The organism is Streptomyces nogalater (genome assembly GCF_039532885.1).
In the GTDB taxonomy this organism is placed as follows: domain Bacteria; phylum Actinomycetota; class Actinomycetes; order Streptomycetales; family Streptomycetaceae; genus Streptomyces; species Streptomyces nogalater.
Genome location: NZ_BAAASM010000014.1, coordinates 359,876 through 374,212 on the forward strand (window position 1 = coordinate 359,876; position 14,337 = coordinate 374,212).

Consider the following 14,337-nt stretch of genomic DNA (forward strand, 5'->3'; position numbering starts at 1 on the left):
CACCAGCAGCACGCCCAACGCCACTGCCGACACCAGCGCTCCGTTCCCGGCGGCCCAGGCCGTGGCCCGCAACCCGAAGCCGAGTGCCGGCGTCGCGATCGCCATCAGCGCCCAGACCAGGAAGACCGGTGTGCCCGGATCAGGCCGCGGCCGGGAGGGTGTAGCGGACGCCGGTCAGTTCCTCCGACAGCTCCCACAGCCGGCCGGCGGTCGCCGGGTCGGCGGCCCGCGCCGCCAGCCGGACCCGCTGGGGCGCACCCCGCAGTTCAGCCATGCCGTCCGGTCCGAACAGCTCGCCGCCGCCCGCGTCCTCGGCGGTGGCCGCGTACAGCTGGGGCAGGGCGCCCTGGTCCGGGCTCTGGGCGAGCGGCAGCAGCAGGCGGCCGAAGAGGAACTTCACCAGGCCGGCGGGGGCGGCCGTCTGCAGGTTGGTGGCCGTATAGCCGGGGTGGGCGAGCACGCTGCGGACCGGGCTGCCTGCCGCGCTCAGCCGCCGGTGCAGCTCCTGGCCGAACACGGCGTTGGCGAGCTTGGACTGGTTGTAGTACGCCATGGGCGAGTACGTGCGCTCACCGGTCGGATCGTCGAAGAAGATCTTGCCCTGACGGTGGTTGGTGGAGGTCACCGTGACCACGCGGGGGTCGTCGCCCTGGGCCAGCTGGTCGAGCAGCAGGCCGGTGAGGGCGAAGTGACCGAGGTGGTTGACGGCGAACTGGATTTCCTGCCCCCGCGCGGTGAGCGTCCTGGGCGGCGCCATCACACCGGCGTTGTTGACGAGTACGTCGGGGCGCACGCCGTCGGAACGCAGCCGGTCGGCGAACGCGCGGACCGAGTCCGGGTCGGACAGGTCCAGCCTCCGCACTTCCAGCCGGGCTCCGAATCCGTCGGCCGTCGCCCGCGCGACCACTCGCTGCCCCTTGTCCTCGTCACGGACGGCGAGGATCACCTGGGCGCCCTTGCGCGCGAGTGCCCGGGTGGTCGCCAGACCGAGGCCGCTGTTGGCGCCCGTGACGACGAACACCCGCCCCTCCTGGTCCGGAATCCGATCGGCGGTCCAGCGCTTCTGACTCGTCATACGGCTCACCGTGCCCTACGTGTCACCAAGTGTCAAGGATGACGCTTAGAGGCAGACGAGGCACGGCGGATACGATGGATGGATGACTTCCCGCCCCACAGGAACCCTGGCCCAGCGCAAGCGGCAGCTCGTCGCGGACGAGTTGACCCAGGCGGCACTGGGCCTGCTGGCGCGCGGCGGGTTCGACGCGGTCACGGTGGACGAGATCGCCGCCGCCGCGGGGGTGTCCAAGCGGACGTTCTTCCGGTACTTCGCCTCGAAGGAGGACGTGGTCGTCCAGTTCCTGACCGGGCTGGGCACGGCCATGCGGGAGGAACTGACGAGCCGTCCGGCGCCGGAACCGCCGTCCACCGCCCTGCGGCACACGGTGTGGCGTTCCATCGACGCCTGCGCGGGTCAGACCGAACGGACCTTGCGCGTCGTACAGTTGATCCTCGGAACGCCCGCGCTGCTCGCCCGCTTCCTCGAACGCCAGGCCCAGTGGCGCGAGGAGCTGGCGGCCGAGGTGGCCGGGCGCCTCGGCCTCGATCCGGCGACGGAGCTGTACCCGCGGCTGGCCGCCGGGATGGCGCTGACCGCCTTCCACACGGTGCTGCAACGGTGGAGCGAGAGCGACGGCACCGAGGATCCCGCCGCACTGACCGACGGGTGCTTCGCGGTCATCGCGCCCGCGTTGGATGCCGTGGTGGGCGAGTAGGCCCCCCAGCCGTACCGCACAGCCGTACCCCGCGGCAGGCCGCGCGCCGGGCGTCGTACGCGTGCCGGCGGGGCGGGGGCTCAGGCGATGCGCGCACGTGAGTGGGGCACGGTTCCGGCCGCGTACACGCTCAAGCGAGGTGCGGGCGCGGGCCGGGTGCGCGCGCTGAAAGATGCGTGCGTACAAGACGCCGGGCCCGGGGCAGCCGCTTCCCGCGGCGGCGGTCCGGGCCGGGCAGAGGTGCTCACCGGAGGGTCAGGCCGGCACATCCGCCCCGGCGCCGGCCGTCCTCGCGCCCGCCGTCTCAGCAGCCGCCGTCTCGGGGGCGGGCGCGGGCGCCGCCTGCGCGGGGACCCAGGCCGCCCGTCGCCCGGCGAGCCGGCAGGCGACACAGCCCGCGTGGCCCTGCCGGGCGGACCGGTCCCGCACGCCCAGGGGGTGCTGGTCGGCCGGCCGCACCCCGGGCGGCTTGCCCCAGCCGGCGAGGTGGAGCACCCACGTGACGACCACCGCCGCCACCGTGAGGGCCGGCCCCAGCCAGATCCCCGGACGCCAGCCGCAGATGCCGGCACCGATCACCGCGGTGCCCATGGTCGCCACGGCGCAACCGGTCCAACCCGCCACCGTGTGGCCTTCATCGTGCTGTCCGCTCACGTGCCCCCTCCTCGCCACCGCCGGAATCGGCCCGATCGCGCCACGGCCGGACCCGGCACTCGACCCGAAATAACTTAGCGAGCAAGGAATCTATCCCCGGGTTGGAGAGCGCCGCAATGGAAGCCCTCTATCAGGTGCCAAGCCGAACTCCCCTCGACGTGCCGCGCTTTCAGACGCCCGGCTCGGCCCAGACGTCGGGCGGGACGACTCCGGTGGAGCGGCCGTAGGGGTCGAGGAGGTGGCCGAGGAGCTTGTCGTGGCGCAGGGTGATGACGCGGTCGACGATGTCCAGGCTCGGGTGGGCGTCGGCCAGTCGGGTCTCCAGGCGCGGCACGTCGGCCACGGAGTGGAGGCCGGCCTGGAGGACGAGGTTGCAAGGCCCGGTGATCGCGGCGCAGTTGCGGGTCTCGGGCCGGCGGACGAGGGCGTGGCCGACCTCGGGGAGGTCGGTCGGCGGAACGCCGGCCCGGAAGGTGACGGCGACGGGCCAGCCGCCGAGGGGGCGGGCGAAGTCGCAGCGGAAGCGCAGCAGATCGAGGCGGACCAGTTGTTCGATGCGCCGCCTGACGGTGGACAGGCTGACGCCCAGGCCGGTGGCCAGGCTCTGGTAGGAGGCACGGCCGTCGTGCGCCAGACGGCTCAGCACGGCCCGGTCGAACGCGGTGATCTCGCGGTGTCCGCGGCGGGGCGGCCGGGCGGCGGGCGGTGCGGTCAGCCGGGTGCGTTGGCCCGGGTCCAGGGCGGCGATACGCCAGCGGCCGCCCTCGGTGAACAGATGGGTGACGATCCTGGCACGCACCGCGGTGACGCCGGGGATCCGCGGGAGCAGGTCGAGGGTGTAGCGCGACAGGGCGGGCAGGTCCGCGGTGGCGACGGTCGCGAGGATGTCGTGGTCCGCGGCGGCACGTTCGAGGGTGAGCATGTGCGGGTGCCGGCCGAGCGTGGCGGCCGTCCGGGCGGTGGCTCCCGGGGCGCAGTCGATTTCGACGTAGGCCAGGCACAGTCGGTCGAGCAGGCGGGGCCCGGGCGAGAGCCCCACCCAGGCCGCACCGTGTTCGGCCAGACGCCGGAAGCGGCGGGCGACGGTGACCGGGTCCACCCCCAGGGCCCGGCCGAGCTCGGTCCAGGACGCCCTGGGCCGCAGCTGGAGCGCGTGGATCAGCGCCAGGTCGTCCTCGCTCAGCGGCTTCGCCGATTCCTGCGTCCGGGGCATGTGTGTGGCGAGAATCCTGCGTTCCGTGGGTCTGCGGGGGGTGCTGCTTCCACTGTAGTGCTCGGCGCCCGTCAGCCGACGGGCCGTACCGGAAACAGCGACGCACCGGGGAGCCGGACCATGTCCTACGCCGACTACCAGTACGAGATCTACCTCGACGGGCTGCGCGGAGTGGTGCCCAGCCTGCCGATGGCCTACGCGGACCTCGAAGCACAGGCGCAGGCGGCGATGTCGCCGTCGGTGCGCTCGTATGTGGCCGGCGGTGCCGGCGACGAGTACACCCAGCGGGCGAACGTCAGCGCGTTCGAGGGATGGGGACTGATCCCGCGGATGATGGTCAGCCCGACCCGACGCGACCTGTCGGTGGACCTGTTCGGCATGCGGTTGGCCACGCCGCTGTTCATGGCGCCGGTCGGGGTGATCGGGCTGTGCGCCCAGGACGGCCACGGCGATCTGGCCGCCGCGCGGGCCGCCGCCCGCACCGGCGTGCCCATGGTCGCCTCCACCCTCACCGTCGATCCGATGGAGGAGGTGGTCCCCGCCTACGGCGACACGCCAGGCTTCTTCCAGCTCTACACCCCCGCAGACCGGGAGGTGGCCGAGAGCCTGGTGCACCGGGCGGAGGCCGCCGGGTTCAAGGGCATCGTGGTCACCCTGGACACCTGGATCCCCGGCTGGCGACCCCGCGATCTGACGGCCGCCAACTTCCCCCAGCTGCGCGGTCACTGCCTGGCCAACTACTTCTCCGACCCGGTGTTCCGCTCCCGGCTCGCCAAGCTCCCCGAGGACGATCCGGCAGCCGCCGTGATGCACTGGGTGCAGATCTTCGGCGCTCCGCTCACCTGGAACGACCTGCCTTGGCTGCGGTCGATGACCGAGCTGCCGCTGATCCTGAAGGGCATCTGCCATCCCGACGACGTCCGCCGCGCCAAGGACGGCGGTGTGGACGGCGTCTACTGCTCCAACCACGGCGGCCGGCAGGCCAACGGCGGTCTGCCCGCGCTCGACGCCCTGCCTGCCGTGGTCGAGGCCGCCGACGGCCTGCCCGTGCTGTTCGACTCCGGGGTGCGTACCGGAGCCGACGTCGTCAAGGCCGTCGCCCTGGGCGCCACGGCCGTCGGCATCGGCCGTCCCTGCGCCTACGGCGCGGCCCTCGGCGGCACCGACGGCATCGTCCACGTCCTGCGCGCCTTGCTCGCCGAGACCGACCTCCTCATGGCCGTCGACGGCTATCCCACCCTCGCCGACCTCACCCCGGAGGCTCTGCGCCGCGTCCGCTGACCGACCTTGATCACCAAGCGTCGCCGGGCCCCCGTGCGGGGGACAGTCGGGCGAACCGGTGCCCGAGCGTGACGCCGCCCGCAATCATGAACGCGGACCGGCCGCCCCGAGCCGGCAGGACTCCCAGGACTCCAAGGAGTACGGCCCCTGTGAACATCCCCGACGGACCCATCCCCTCGGACGCACGGCCGTGGGACGACATCGGCCGCCTCGCCGCGCTCTTCACCCGGCTCGACACCGAACGCGGCATGTCCCCGGAGCAGCAGTGGACGCTGCAAACGCTCAAGATCTCCGAGGAGGCCGGCGAGACCGCGCAGGCGGTGATCGGCGCCTGGGGCACCAACCCCAGAAAAGGCCGGAGCCACACATGGCGGCACGTACAGGAGGAGGTCGCCGACACCGCGATCACCAGCTTGGTGGCGCTGTACCGGATGCTCGGCGAGGAGGCTCCCGCGTTCTTCACCGCCGTACTCGCCGAGAAATCCGCGAAGTTCCTCTCGTTCGCGGAGCCCGGGGACCAGGAGCACCCTGGTGCCGGAAAAATGACGTGCCGCGCGGAGCCCGGTCGCCGATAATCCACGCGTGGCCACCATGAACGTCGCCAGGACCGAACGCGGCCCGTCCCTCCGGTCCTCCCTGACCGCGTCGGCCGGACGCGGCTTCGACGCGATCCCGCCAACGGCCCTGGTACTGCTGGGCATTGTCAGCGTCCAGGTGGGTTCGGCCCTGGCCAAGCACCTGTTCGAGGCGGTGGGCAGCTTCGGGACGGTCGCGCTGCGCCTGTTCTTCGCCGCGGCGGTGCTGATGCTCCTGTGGCGGCCGTCGCTGCGCCTGCCGCGCCGCACCTGGGCGGTGGTGCTCGGCTACGGCGTGACGCTCGGCCTGATGAACCTGTGCTTCTACCTGGCGCTGGCCCGGATTCCCCTGGGGATCGCGGTCACCACCGAGTTCCTCGGGCCGCTGACGGTGGCCCTGGCCGGCTCCAGGCGCTGGCTGGACGCCCTGTGGGCCCTGCTCGCGGCAGGCGGTGTGATCCTGCTGATGGAGGGAGGCGGCGACCTCGACCTCGTCGGTCTGCTGTTCGCCCTCGCCGCGGGAGCGTGCTGGGGTCTGTACATCCTGGTCGGCGCGGCGCTGGGCCGCCACACCACGGAGGGCAACGGGCTGGCGCTGGGGATGGCCGTCGCGGCCCTGGTGGCCGTGCCGTTCGGCGTGGCCGACAGCGGAGCGGCGCTGACGCGGCCCTGGATCCTGGTCGCGGGGCTCGGTGTGGCCCTGCTGTCGTCGGTGATCCCGTACTCGCTCGACCTGGAAGCACTGCGCAAAATCCCCCCGCACGTGTTCGGGATCCTGATGAGCCTGGAGCCGGCGATGGCGGCACTCATCGGGCTGGTCGTCCTCCAGGAATCGCTGCACTGGACGCAGTGGATCGCGGTGCTGTGCGTGGTGGCCGCGTCGGCGGGCGCCACCCGCGGCGCCCGCCCCGCCGACACCTAGTCCCCGCCGTCGAACTCCCGCCTGCCTCGCGTCCGTCAACAGACCTTCCGGTAAGGAACGTCCGCCACGTACACCCGCCATTCCGCGCGGGACAGCCCGCCCCCGGCACGGCGGCACACCGTCTCGGCCACGCGCTCCGGCTCCAGGACGACGCGCTGGAGCGGCACGTGTCTGCCCGCCACGTACAGGCTGCCACCGTCGCCGGTGAAGGCCAGGGCGAGGACGTGATCGCCGGCCGTGGGCAGGTCGGTGCCCAGTTGCCGGCGGGAGTCGACGTCCCACAGCCGTACGGTGCCCTGCGCTCCGGCCGCGGCCAGCACGCCGCCGTCCGGGGAGAACGCCAGCGCGGTCGTCTCCTCCTGTTCGCCTGTCGTACCTCTGAAGTAGCCGCCGGGCAGCGTGCCCAGCGAGGTGGCCCGCTCCACGTCCCACACCGTGATGCCGCCGTCGGTGTCCGCGAAGGCGACGCGCTTGCCGTCGGGGCTCAGGACACTCGCGCACGCGCAGTCCATCGTCTCCTGCCGCCGGCCGTGGCCGTCGGCCGGCAGCAGGGTTCCGCTGCTCGTCAGAAGGACACTGCCGTCCGCGGAGAGGGAGTTGATGGAGTCCCCGACGCCGGCGCCCCCGTCGTCCTCCACACCCTGGCCGCCGTCGGCGCCCCCGTCCGCACCGGCTCCGCCCCGCCCCTGCTCCGGGTCCTGGAAGCGGATCTCCCTGATCTTCCGGCCGCTGCCGGCGTTCCACACGGTCACCAGCGCCTCGTCCGAGCTGGTGGTCAGCAGTTCCCGGCCGTCCGGGCCGAGCGCCCAGCCGGCCAGGAACGTCTCGTCACCGTAGGGCTGCAGCTCGGTGACCTTCCGGTTGCGCACGGTGTCCCACACGGTGACGCGTGTCGGCAGCATCGGGTCGGCCGGCCCCGAACCGAAGGCGAGGCGCCGGCCGTCGGCGCTGAGGGACATCACCGCCTGGCCGCTGGCGCTGATGTCGTCGAAGTCCGTGGGCAGCCCGGCGGCGGTGATCGTGTACCTTTGCCGACCGGTCCGCCCGTCGTGGATCCGCAGCCGGGCGGGGCCCTTTCCGCCGCTGTCCAGGACGGCCAGCACCGAGCCGTCGGCGCTGAGGGCCGCCGCCGCGGCGGCACGCGTGCTCCAGTGCGGTGTCAGCGCGCCGGCGATGTCGAGGCCGTGGACGAGGGTCACTCCGTCCGACCCGACGGCGGTGTAGCGCAGGACGCGGGCGGTGGTGTCGATGCTGATGCCGTCCGGCCGGATGTCGGTCAGCGGGTGCCGGACCACGGGCGCTTCGGGGCTGTCCAGTCGCCACAGCAGGAGGTCGTTGCCGCCCACCCCGGCCAGCAGTGTGCCGTCCGCGCTGAACACGTAGTTCCGGGGCGCCACCTGGGCGAGCCGGGGTGGTTGGGTTCCGGTCCGGACCGTGACCCGTCGTATCCCCGTCGTGTCCGCCGTCGTCAGGGTACGGCTGTCGGGCGAGAACCGGAGACGGGCTTCCGGCCCGCAGGCGAACCGTGTGCGCCAGCCCGTGTCGATACGGCGCCGGGCCGGGATGTCCCAGACACTGACGCCTCCCTGTACGCACACCGCGACCAGTCGGTTGTCCGGGCTGATGTCGCCGCCGTCGGACGTCTCCAGCGCCTTGGCGGTGTGGGTGAACAGGCGGCGCCCGCTGCCGGTGTCCCACACCTCAAGGCGACTGCCGGTGAGGAAGAGGTAGGCGTGCCCGCTGGAGCTGAAACCGAACACCGACCTCCCGCCGCCCGCGGCGGTGGCCGGCGTGCCCCCGCCCCCTTCGCCGCCCCCGGGCTCGTCCGGCAGCGGCTGCCCGGGCGTGCCGGACCCGTCGCCGGAAGACCCCAGGACCGGTCCGTGGTACCGGCCGGTGCGGGTGTCCCACAGCCGGATGCGCAGGTCGATCCCCCCGCTCGGCATGGACACATAGCGCCCGTCGGGGCTCACGTCGCCCATGACGAGGTCGTCCATGTCAGCGGGCAGCCTTCTGCTGTCGATCACCCGGTGCGTCACCAGGTCCCGGCGGACGAACCTGCCGTCGCCCAGGCCGAAGAGGGTCCGCCCGTCCGGGCCGAGCATCTGGGTTTCCGCGGGGTTGGACAGGGTGAACGTGGGCAGGTCGCGCTGGGCCAGCGCGCCGATGAGGGCGGACCGGGTCTCCGGGGTCCGGCTGAGCCGCCAGGCCGTGACCCCGAGCCGCAGCGCCGTCCCCGGGTCGGTGGTGCGCAGACCGGCGGCGGCGGTGGCCGCACGGCGGGCGGTGGCGGCCAGGTGCTGACGTTCGCTCGTACGGTGCTGCTGCCAGGCCACGGCGCCGGCCACCAGGGCGAGCACCAGCAGCACGGTCACCGACCCGGTCAGCCCGCGCAGCCGTCTGCGTTCACGAAAGTGCGTGGCCGAGCTGGCTGCGAGGAAGTCCCTTTCGGTGGCGCTCAGTTCACGGTCCCGGTCGGCCGGGTCGAAGGCCTCGACGGCCTCCGCCAGCCGGGTGCCCCGGTACAACGCGCCCGGGTCCCGGCCCAGTTCCCGCCATGATTCGGCGGCCTCGGTGAGCCGGCGCAGTACCCGCAGCCGGTGCCGGTCGTCCTCGATCCAGCCCCACAGCCGCGGCCAGGCGGTGATGAGGGCCTCGTGGGCGAGGTGGACGGTGTCTCCGTCCAGGGTGATGAGCCGGGCGCGGGCCAGGCGTTCCAGGACCGTGTCGACGGTGCCGGCCGAGTGCGGGTCGGCGGTGCGCAGTTCGGCGCGCCGCACCGGCCGGCAGGTGTCGGCGGTGCCCTCGCCGGGCGCGATCAGGCGCAGCAGCACCCGTCGTACGAGGTGGGCCTGGCTGTCGGAGAGTTCGGCGTACAGGTCTTCCGCCGTCTGGGCGATGGCGCCGCGCACTCCGCCGGCCGCCTCGTAGGCGCGCAGGGTCAGGGTGCGGCCGGAGCGGCGCCGCCACGTTTCCAGCAGCGCGTGCGACAGCAGGGGCAGGCCGCCCGGCTCGCCGGCCACCTCCTCCACCAGCTGCGCGGTCAGCGCCCGTTCGACGGTGAGGCCGCGTGCCATGGCCGGTTTGACGACGGCCTCGCGCAGCTCCTCGCGGCCCATGGCCGGCACCGGCACCGCCGCGTCCCGCAACACGCGGGCCAGTTCGGGGTGTTCGAGGCAGCGGCCGTAGAAGTCGGCACGTACGCCCAGTACCACCCGCAGCCGGCTGCCCGGCTCCCGGGCCGCGAGCAGCGCCTCGATGAAGCGGGCGCGTTCCGGCGGGTCCGGGCACAGCGTGAAGACCTCTTCGAACTGGTCGACCAAAACGAGGGTGTCGCCGGTTTTCCCGGCGGGCCGCAGCTTGTCCGCGTGCGAGCGCGCCGGGTGCGGTCCGGGGGTGAGGATCCGGATGGCGGCGAGGGGCGCGTCGGCGTCGGCCGTCCGGCGCAGCCGGGGTATCAGCCCGGCGCGCAGCAAGGAGGACTTGCCGCTGCCCGACGGCCCGAGCACCACCGCGCACCGGTGCCCGCGCACCAGCTCCGTCAGGTCCGCCACCAGCTGGTCGCGGCCGAAGAAGACCGCCGTGTCGCCGGGCTCGAACCGGGCCAGTCCCCGGTACGGGGAGTCCTGGGCGTCCTGTTCCTCGTGGGGTAGGGCGGCCAGCTCGTCGGCGAGGGCCTGCCGGCGTTTCTCCCACTCGTCCGGATCCCCGCCGCACGCCGTGACGTACGCCCGTGTCACCTCCGCCGACGGCAGCCGCTCGCCCGCCGCCGCCTGGGACAGCGCCGCCGCCGAATACGGGGTGCGCTGTGCCATCGAGCGGTACGTCGGTCCGCCGGCCCGCGCCCGCAGGGCCCGTAACTCCACCGCGAACCGCTGGACCGGACCCGCCGCCGGATCGATCGGGTTCTCCGGACGCCCCATCCCCCTGCCCCCTTTGACCGCATCGGCGCCGTCCCCTTGCGCCGCGTTCCCACGGTAGGACCCGGCCCGTGCGGCGGCCAGGCGGCGCGGCGGCGCGCCGCACATTGATTACCTGCACGAACAGGGGCTGCTAACCAACTCCGCGGCGGTTGAACTCGTTTCCGGCGGCACCGCCACGGCACGCCGCACAGCGCCGGCCGGCCGGATCCCGGACCGACCGCGCTGCCATCCATCCGCATACCTCGCACATCAAGGAGCGCTCATGACCGAGCCCGTGGAGACGCCGCCCTATCCGGTGGGCGGTGCGGGGATCTTCGACGTCGACCCCGACCAGGCCGGCGTCAGCCAGAACCCCGACGACGCGGTGACCGGAGACATCCAGGCCCTTCCCGAAGACGTGGAGTTCTGACATGGGCAACGTTCAAGGCATGCTCGCCGCCGCCCGCAAGCTGCTGGGCACCACCGAGCACCCGCCCGGTTCCAATCGCAACCTGATCACCAAGTGGTACGGCTTCACCGGCCCGTGGTGCGACATGGCCGTCAGCTACGCCGCCGCCCACTCCGACAACCTCCAGGCGGTCGGCGGCAAGTTCGCCCTCACCACCGCCCACGCCCGCGCCTTCCAGAAGAAGGGCCGCTGGCACTACGGCATCGGCGGGATCCGCCCGGGCGACATCGTGTTCTTCGACTGGTCCGGCTCCCGCTCCATCGGTGCCATCGACCATGTCGGCATCGTCGAGGCGGTGCACTCCAACCGCACCATCACCACCTTGGAGGGCAACACCTCCAACGCCTTCCGCCGCAGGCGGCGCAGCTCCGCCTGCATAGTGGGCTACGGCCGCCCCGCCTACAAGGGGGGCAGCGCGCCGCTGCCGTCCGGGGACGGCATCCTGCGGCTGGGCTCGAAGGGCCAGGCCGTCAAGACCCTGCAGAAGAACCTGAACACCGTACAGAAGGCCGGGCTCAAGGTGGACGGCGAGTTCGGGCCGGCCACCCAGAAGGCGGTGAAGACCTTCCAGACCAACCACCGCCTGAAGGCGGACGGCGAGTACGGCCCGCAGACGGCGGCGATGATGAAGGCCGCGCTGGCCGGGAAGAAGGCGCCGATCCGTCCGAAGGCCCTCGTCGCCGCTCCCGCGGTGCTGGAGGTGGACGGGATCTTCGGTCCGGCGACCTGCGCGGCGCTCCAGCGCGCCCTCAACAGCCGTGACAAGGCCGGGCTGGAGGTCGACGGGGCGTTCGGTCCGCTCACCATCACCGCGCTCCAGCGCTACCTGAAGGTCACCGCGGACGGCATCGTCGGGCCCAAGACGGTCGCCGCCCTGCAGAACCACCTGGCCACGCCGGCCAACGGCGAGTGGGACGCGGCGACCAACCGCGCCCTGCAGAAGGCTTTGAACGCCGGTTCGTTCTGACCGGTCGGCACGTGGACCGGGTGACCGTCACGGGGGGCGGTTTTCCGGTCCGCGCGGTGGGGACGGGCGCAGGCCCGTCCCCTTCCGTCCGTCCCCGCCCCACCTCTCCCCTCACGGACCTCACGGACCAGGAGAACCGCAGATGAGCACCCCCCAGGACACCTCCGGTACGGCCGCGGCGGCGACCTACAAGGTGGCGATCACCGAACAGCGCACCGGCCGGATCCTCCTCTTCGACCGCACCGCCCAGTGGACCGACGCCAACGTCCGCTGGAGCTTCAGCACGGGCAACGCCCCCGGCTGGGATCATCCCTTCGAGATCCGGTTCCGGGACACCCGGCGCTACGGCATGATCGCGCTGATGACGTTCGGCCGCCCCGGCGAGGGCCGGGCCGCGATCGTCAACGTCACCTCGAAGGCGCATCTGACCCGGGCCGACCTGCTGTGGTCGGCGCGCATCACCAGCTACCCGCACTGCATCGAGCGCGTGCCCGATGCCGGCACGGTCGTGGTCGCGGGGTCACGGGACCGGCTGCACGTCTTCGGGCCGTCCAGCAGCGACCCGGCGACCCTGAAGGAGGTGCAGACCCTTGAGTTCACCAAGGCCCACGCCGTTCTGTGGGACGACCAGAACAAGCTGCTGTGGGTGACCGGCGGCACCGTCGTCCGCAGCTACCGGGTGGCCGGGTCGATGCGGGACTCCCGGCTGGTCAAGCACGGACCGGACATCAAGATCGCCGGCAACGGCCACGACCTCCAGCCGGACTACAGCCGGCCCGGCACCCTGCTGGTCGCCGACAGCCGCCACGTCTACTCGCTCAACAAGACGACCCGCGCCCTGACCACCGTCGCCGCACTGCCCCATCCCAAGTCCTACGTACGCCACGCGAACGGTCAGGCCATGTGGACCACCGACCCCAACGCGGAGGACTCCGTGTGGGGCGGCCCCACCGTCCACTTCTCCGCGGGCGGCGACCGCACCCGCCCCGGCGCCCAGATCTACAAGGCCCGGCTCTACACGACACAGTTCCACTGAGCCCCGCCGGGAGCACGTCATCAAGGCGACCGCCCGCCCGATCGCCGGCTGCGGCGCCGACCGCGGCGCGGGCCTGGCCGACGCCGGCGCCGCCGTGCGGTCCCTGACCGCCGCGGCGGACCGCGCCCGCCAAGCCAACGACGAGCGTTGACAATACATACGGTCGACCGCACTCTTTAGGTATGGTTACGACCTTCACCGAGGAGACCGATCCGTTCTGCCTCGCGGCGCTCGACGCGGCGGCGCTGCTGTTCGATGCTCCCTGGCGGCGCTACGCCGTGATCGGGGACAGCCTTTCCGCGGGAACGGGAGACAAGAGCGCCGGCTACGGCGACCAGGGCTGGTCCGATCGCGTCGCGCACATCCTGCGGCAGGTGAGACCCGGCCTGGCCTACCTGAACACGGCGGTGGACGGCGCCACGACGGTGGACACCCTCGCCCACCAGGCCGACAGGATGCGCCGGTTCGCCCCGGACCTGCTGCACCTCCCCTGCGGCGCCAACGATCTCCTGCGCCGCTCACCGGATTTCGGGGAGATCGAGCGGAACCTGCGCACCATGTACGACCTGGCGGCCGCCACCGGCGCCCGGCTGACGACCTTCACCCTGGGGCGCTCCTACGTCGTACCGGTCTTCCCCGACTGGACCGAGCGCGTGCGCACCCTCAACGACCTCACCCGCACCCTTGCCGACGAGTACGGCGCCGTCGTCGTCGACATGTGGGATCACCCCGTCAACTCCCGGGAGAACCTGCTGAGCGCGGACCGCGTCCACTTCTCCACGTCGGGCCAGGCCGTCATGGCGAGCGAGATGGTCCGGGCGCTGGCCGCCACCCTGGCCCACCGCACCCCCTGAACGCCGGCCCGTCCACGCCGCGTGCCCCACCAGGGGTACGATCGACCGTATGGACACTGGAGCACGTGCGTTCGTCACGCGAGCCGACACGGTGTCGATCACCGACAAACGCCTCCTCAAAGGAGCGCGAACGCGTGAGACCGCGCTGCGTCGCGCGGTCGACATCGCCTCTCTCGACGGACTGGACGACGTGAGCTTCGGCCGTCTCGCGACCGATACGGGCATGAGCAAGGCGGGCATCCAGACCCTCTTCAGGTCCAAGGAAGTGCTCCAGCTCGCCACCATCGAGTACGCGCGCGAGATGTTCATCGACGCGGTCATCCGCCCGGCGCGGGACGCCGCCCCCGGAGCCGCCCGGCTGCGCTCGCTGATCGAGCACTGGATCGCGTACGCGAGCACACCGCTGTTCGAGGGCGGTTGCTTCCGCGTCGCCAACATGGCCCGTTTCGACAGCAGGCCGGGCCCCATCCGCGACGCCCTCTTGCGCCACCAGCGGGAATGGCTCGACACCATCGGGAAGGAACTGCGCGGCGCCGTCGGGTCCCACGAGATCGCGGAACTCGACATCGACCTCGCGGTCTTCCAGATCGATTCCGTGCTCTGCGCGGCCAACACGGCGCTGCGGCTGGGGGATGAGGATGTCGTCGCCAAGGTCCGCCGCACCGTGGACGATCTCCTGAAGGCGGCCTGAG

Annotated in this window: 13 protein-coding genes; 9 read left to right on the top strand and 4 right to left on the bottom strand. The window is 72.6% G+C overall.

What is annotated here, in order from left to right; all coding sequences use genetic code 11:
* Positions 1-139: 139 nt before the first annotated feature.
* Positions 140-1,075, bottom strand: a complete 936-nt coding sequence (locus tag ABD350_RS13505) for an oxidoreductase (protein ID WP_344348211.1) — start codon at positions 1,073-1,075, stop codon at positions 140-142.
* A gap of 82 nt (positions 1,076-1,157) precedes the next feature.
* Between ABD350_RS13505 and ABD350_RS13510 the strand changes: the two genes are divergently transcribed.
* Entirely contained in the window at positions 1,158-1,772 is a 615-nt protein-coding gene (locus ABD350_RS13510) for an acyl-CoA-like ligand-binding transcription factor (protein ID WP_344348212.1), read from the top strand.
* Positions 1,773-2,027: 255 nt separating this feature from the next.
* On the opposite strand, the gene ABD350_RS13515 is transcribed toward ABD350_RS13510, so the two are convergent.
* Together ABD350_RS13515 and ABD350_RS13520 are read right to left on the bottom strand one after the other, a co-directional pair.
* A complete protein-coding gene (locus ABD350_RS13515) occupies positions 2,028-2,426 on the bottom strand; it encodes an HGxxPAAW family protein (RefSeq protein WP_344348213.1) in 399 nt (132 codons plus the stop codon).
* Between the two features lie 169 nt (positions 2,427-2,595).
* On the bottom strand, positions 2,596-3,639 hold the full coding sequence (locus ABD350_RS13520; protein ID WP_344348214.1) for an Lrp/AsnC family transcriptional regulator: 1,044 nt from the start codon (positions 3,637-3,639) through the stop codon (positions 2,596-2,598).
* Positions 3,640-3,759: 120 nt separating this feature from the next.
* Between ABD350_RS13520 and ABD350_RS13525 the strand changes: the two genes are divergently transcribed.
* The 3 genes from ABD350_RS13525 to ABD350_RS13535 all read left to right on the top strand — a co-directional run bounded on the left by ABD350_RS13525 (position 3,760) and on the right by ABD350_RS13535 (position 6,417).
* On the top strand, positions 3,760-4,920 hold the full coding sequence (locus tag ABD350_RS13525; protein ID WP_344348215.1) for an alpha-hydroxy-acid oxidizing protein: 1,161 nt from the start codon (positions 3,760-3,762) through the stop codon (positions 4,918-4,920).
* 149 nt (positions 4,921-5,069) lie between these two features.
* A complete protein-coding gene (locus ABD350_RS13530) occupies positions 5,070-5,495 on the top strand; it encodes a MazG-like family protein (RefSeq protein ID WP_382466684.1) in 426 nt (141 codons plus the stop codon).
* A gap of 16 nt (positions 5,496-5,511) precedes the next feature.
* Positions 5,512-6,417 (top strand): EamA family transporter, encoded by a 906-nt coding sequence (locus ABD350_RS13535; RefSeq protein ID WP_344348278.1) that lies wholly within the window; start codon positions 5,512-5,514, stop codon positions 6,415-6,417.
* A 35-nt stretch (positions 6,418-6,452) separates the two neighbouring features.
* Here ABD350_RS13535 and ABD350_RS13540 read toward each other — a convergent pair whose 3' ends face one another.
* Complete coding sequence (locus ABD350_RS13540) at positions 6,453-10,340, bottom strand: nSTAND1 domain-containing NTPase (RefSeq protein WP_344348216.1); 3,888 nt, start codon at positions 10,338-10,340, stop codon at positions 6,453-6,455.
* A gap of 262 nt (positions 10,341-10,602) precedes the next feature.
* Between ABD350_RS13540 and ABD350_RS13545 the strand changes: the two genes are divergently transcribed.
* The 5 genes from ABD350_RS13545 (at position 10,603) to ABD350_RS13565 (ending at position 14,336) form a co-directional block, all read left to right on the top strand.
* Positions 10,603-10,749, top strand: a complete 147-nt coding sequence (locus tag ABD350_RS13545) for a hypothetical protein (RefSeq protein ID WP_344348217.1) — start codon at positions 10,603-10,605, stop codon at positions 10,747-10,749.
* A 1-nt stretch (position 10,750) separates the two neighbouring features.
* On the top strand, positions 10,751-11,755 hold the full coding sequence (locus ABD350_RS13550) for a peptidoglycan-binding protein (protein WP_344348218.1): 1,005 nt from the start codon (positions 10,751-10,753) through the stop codon (positions 11,753-11,755).
* Between the two features lie 142 nt (positions 11,756-11,897).
* On the top strand, positions 11,898-12,791 hold the full coding sequence (locus ABD350_RS13555; RefSeq protein WP_344348219.1) for a DUF6528 family protein: 894 nt from the start codon (positions 11,898-11,900) through the stop codon (positions 12,789-12,791).
* A 182-nt stretch (positions 12,792-12,973) separates the two neighbouring features.
* Positions 12,974-13,645, top strand: a complete 672-nt coding sequence (locus tag ABD350_RS13560) for an SGNH/GDSL hydrolase family protein (protein ID WP_344348220.1) — start codon at positions 12,974-12,976, stop codon at positions 13,643-13,645.
* Positions 13,646-13,694: 49 nt separating this feature from the next.
* Entirely contained in the window at positions 13,695-14,336 is a 642-nt protein-coding gene (locus ABD350_RS13565; protein WP_344348221.1) for a TetR/AcrR family transcriptional regulator, read from the top strand.
* Position 14,337 lies beyond the last annotated feature (1 nt).

Bases quoted from the DNA above. Each gene is read 5' to 3' on its own strand.
- ABD350_RS13535 (WP_344348278.1), top strand. From the start codon at position 5,512: ATGAACGTCGCCAGGACCGAACGCGGCCCGTCCCTCCGGTCCTCCCTG.
- ABD350_RS13550 (WP_344348218.1), top strand. From the start codon at position 10,751: ATGGGCAACGTTCAAGGCATGCTCGCCGCCGCCCGCAAGCTGCTGGGC.
- ABD350_RS13565 (WP_344348221.1), top strand. From the start codon at position 13,695: ATGGACACTGGAGCACGTGCGTTCGTCACGCGAGCCGACACGGTGTCG.
- ABD350_RS13560 (WP_344348220.1), top strand. From the start codon at position 12,974: ATGGTTACGACCTTCACCGAGGAGACCGATCCGTTCTGCCTCGCGGCG.
- ABD350_RS13505 (WP_344348211.1), bottom strand. From the start codon at position 1,075: ATGACGAGTCAGAAGCGCTGGACCGCCGATCGGATTCCGGACCAGGAG.
- ABD350_RS13540 (WP_344348216.1), bottom strand. From the start codon at position 10,340: ATGGGGCGTCCGGAGAACCCGATCGATCCGGCGGCGGGTCCGGTCCAG.
- ABD350_RS13520 (WP_344348214.1), bottom strand. From the start codon at position 3,639: ATGCCCCGGACGCAGGAATCGGCGAAGCCGCTGAGCGAGGACGACCTG.
- ABD350_RS13525 (WP_344348215.1), top strand. From the start codon at position 3,760: ATGTCCTACGCCGACTACCAGTACGAGATCTACCTCGACGGGCTGCGC.
- ABD350_RS13545 (WP_344348217.1), top strand. From the start codon at position 10,603: ATGACCGAGCCCGTGGAGACGCCGCCCTATCCGGTGGGCGGTGCGGGG.
- ABD350_RS13510 (WP_344348212.1), top strand. From the start codon at position 1,158: ATGACTTCCCGCCCCACAGGAACCCTGGCCCAGCGCAAGCGGCAGCTC.
- ABD350_RS13555 (WP_344348219.1), top strand. From the start codon at position 11,898: ATGAGCACCCCCCAGGACACCTCCGGTACGGCCGCGGCGGCGACCTAC.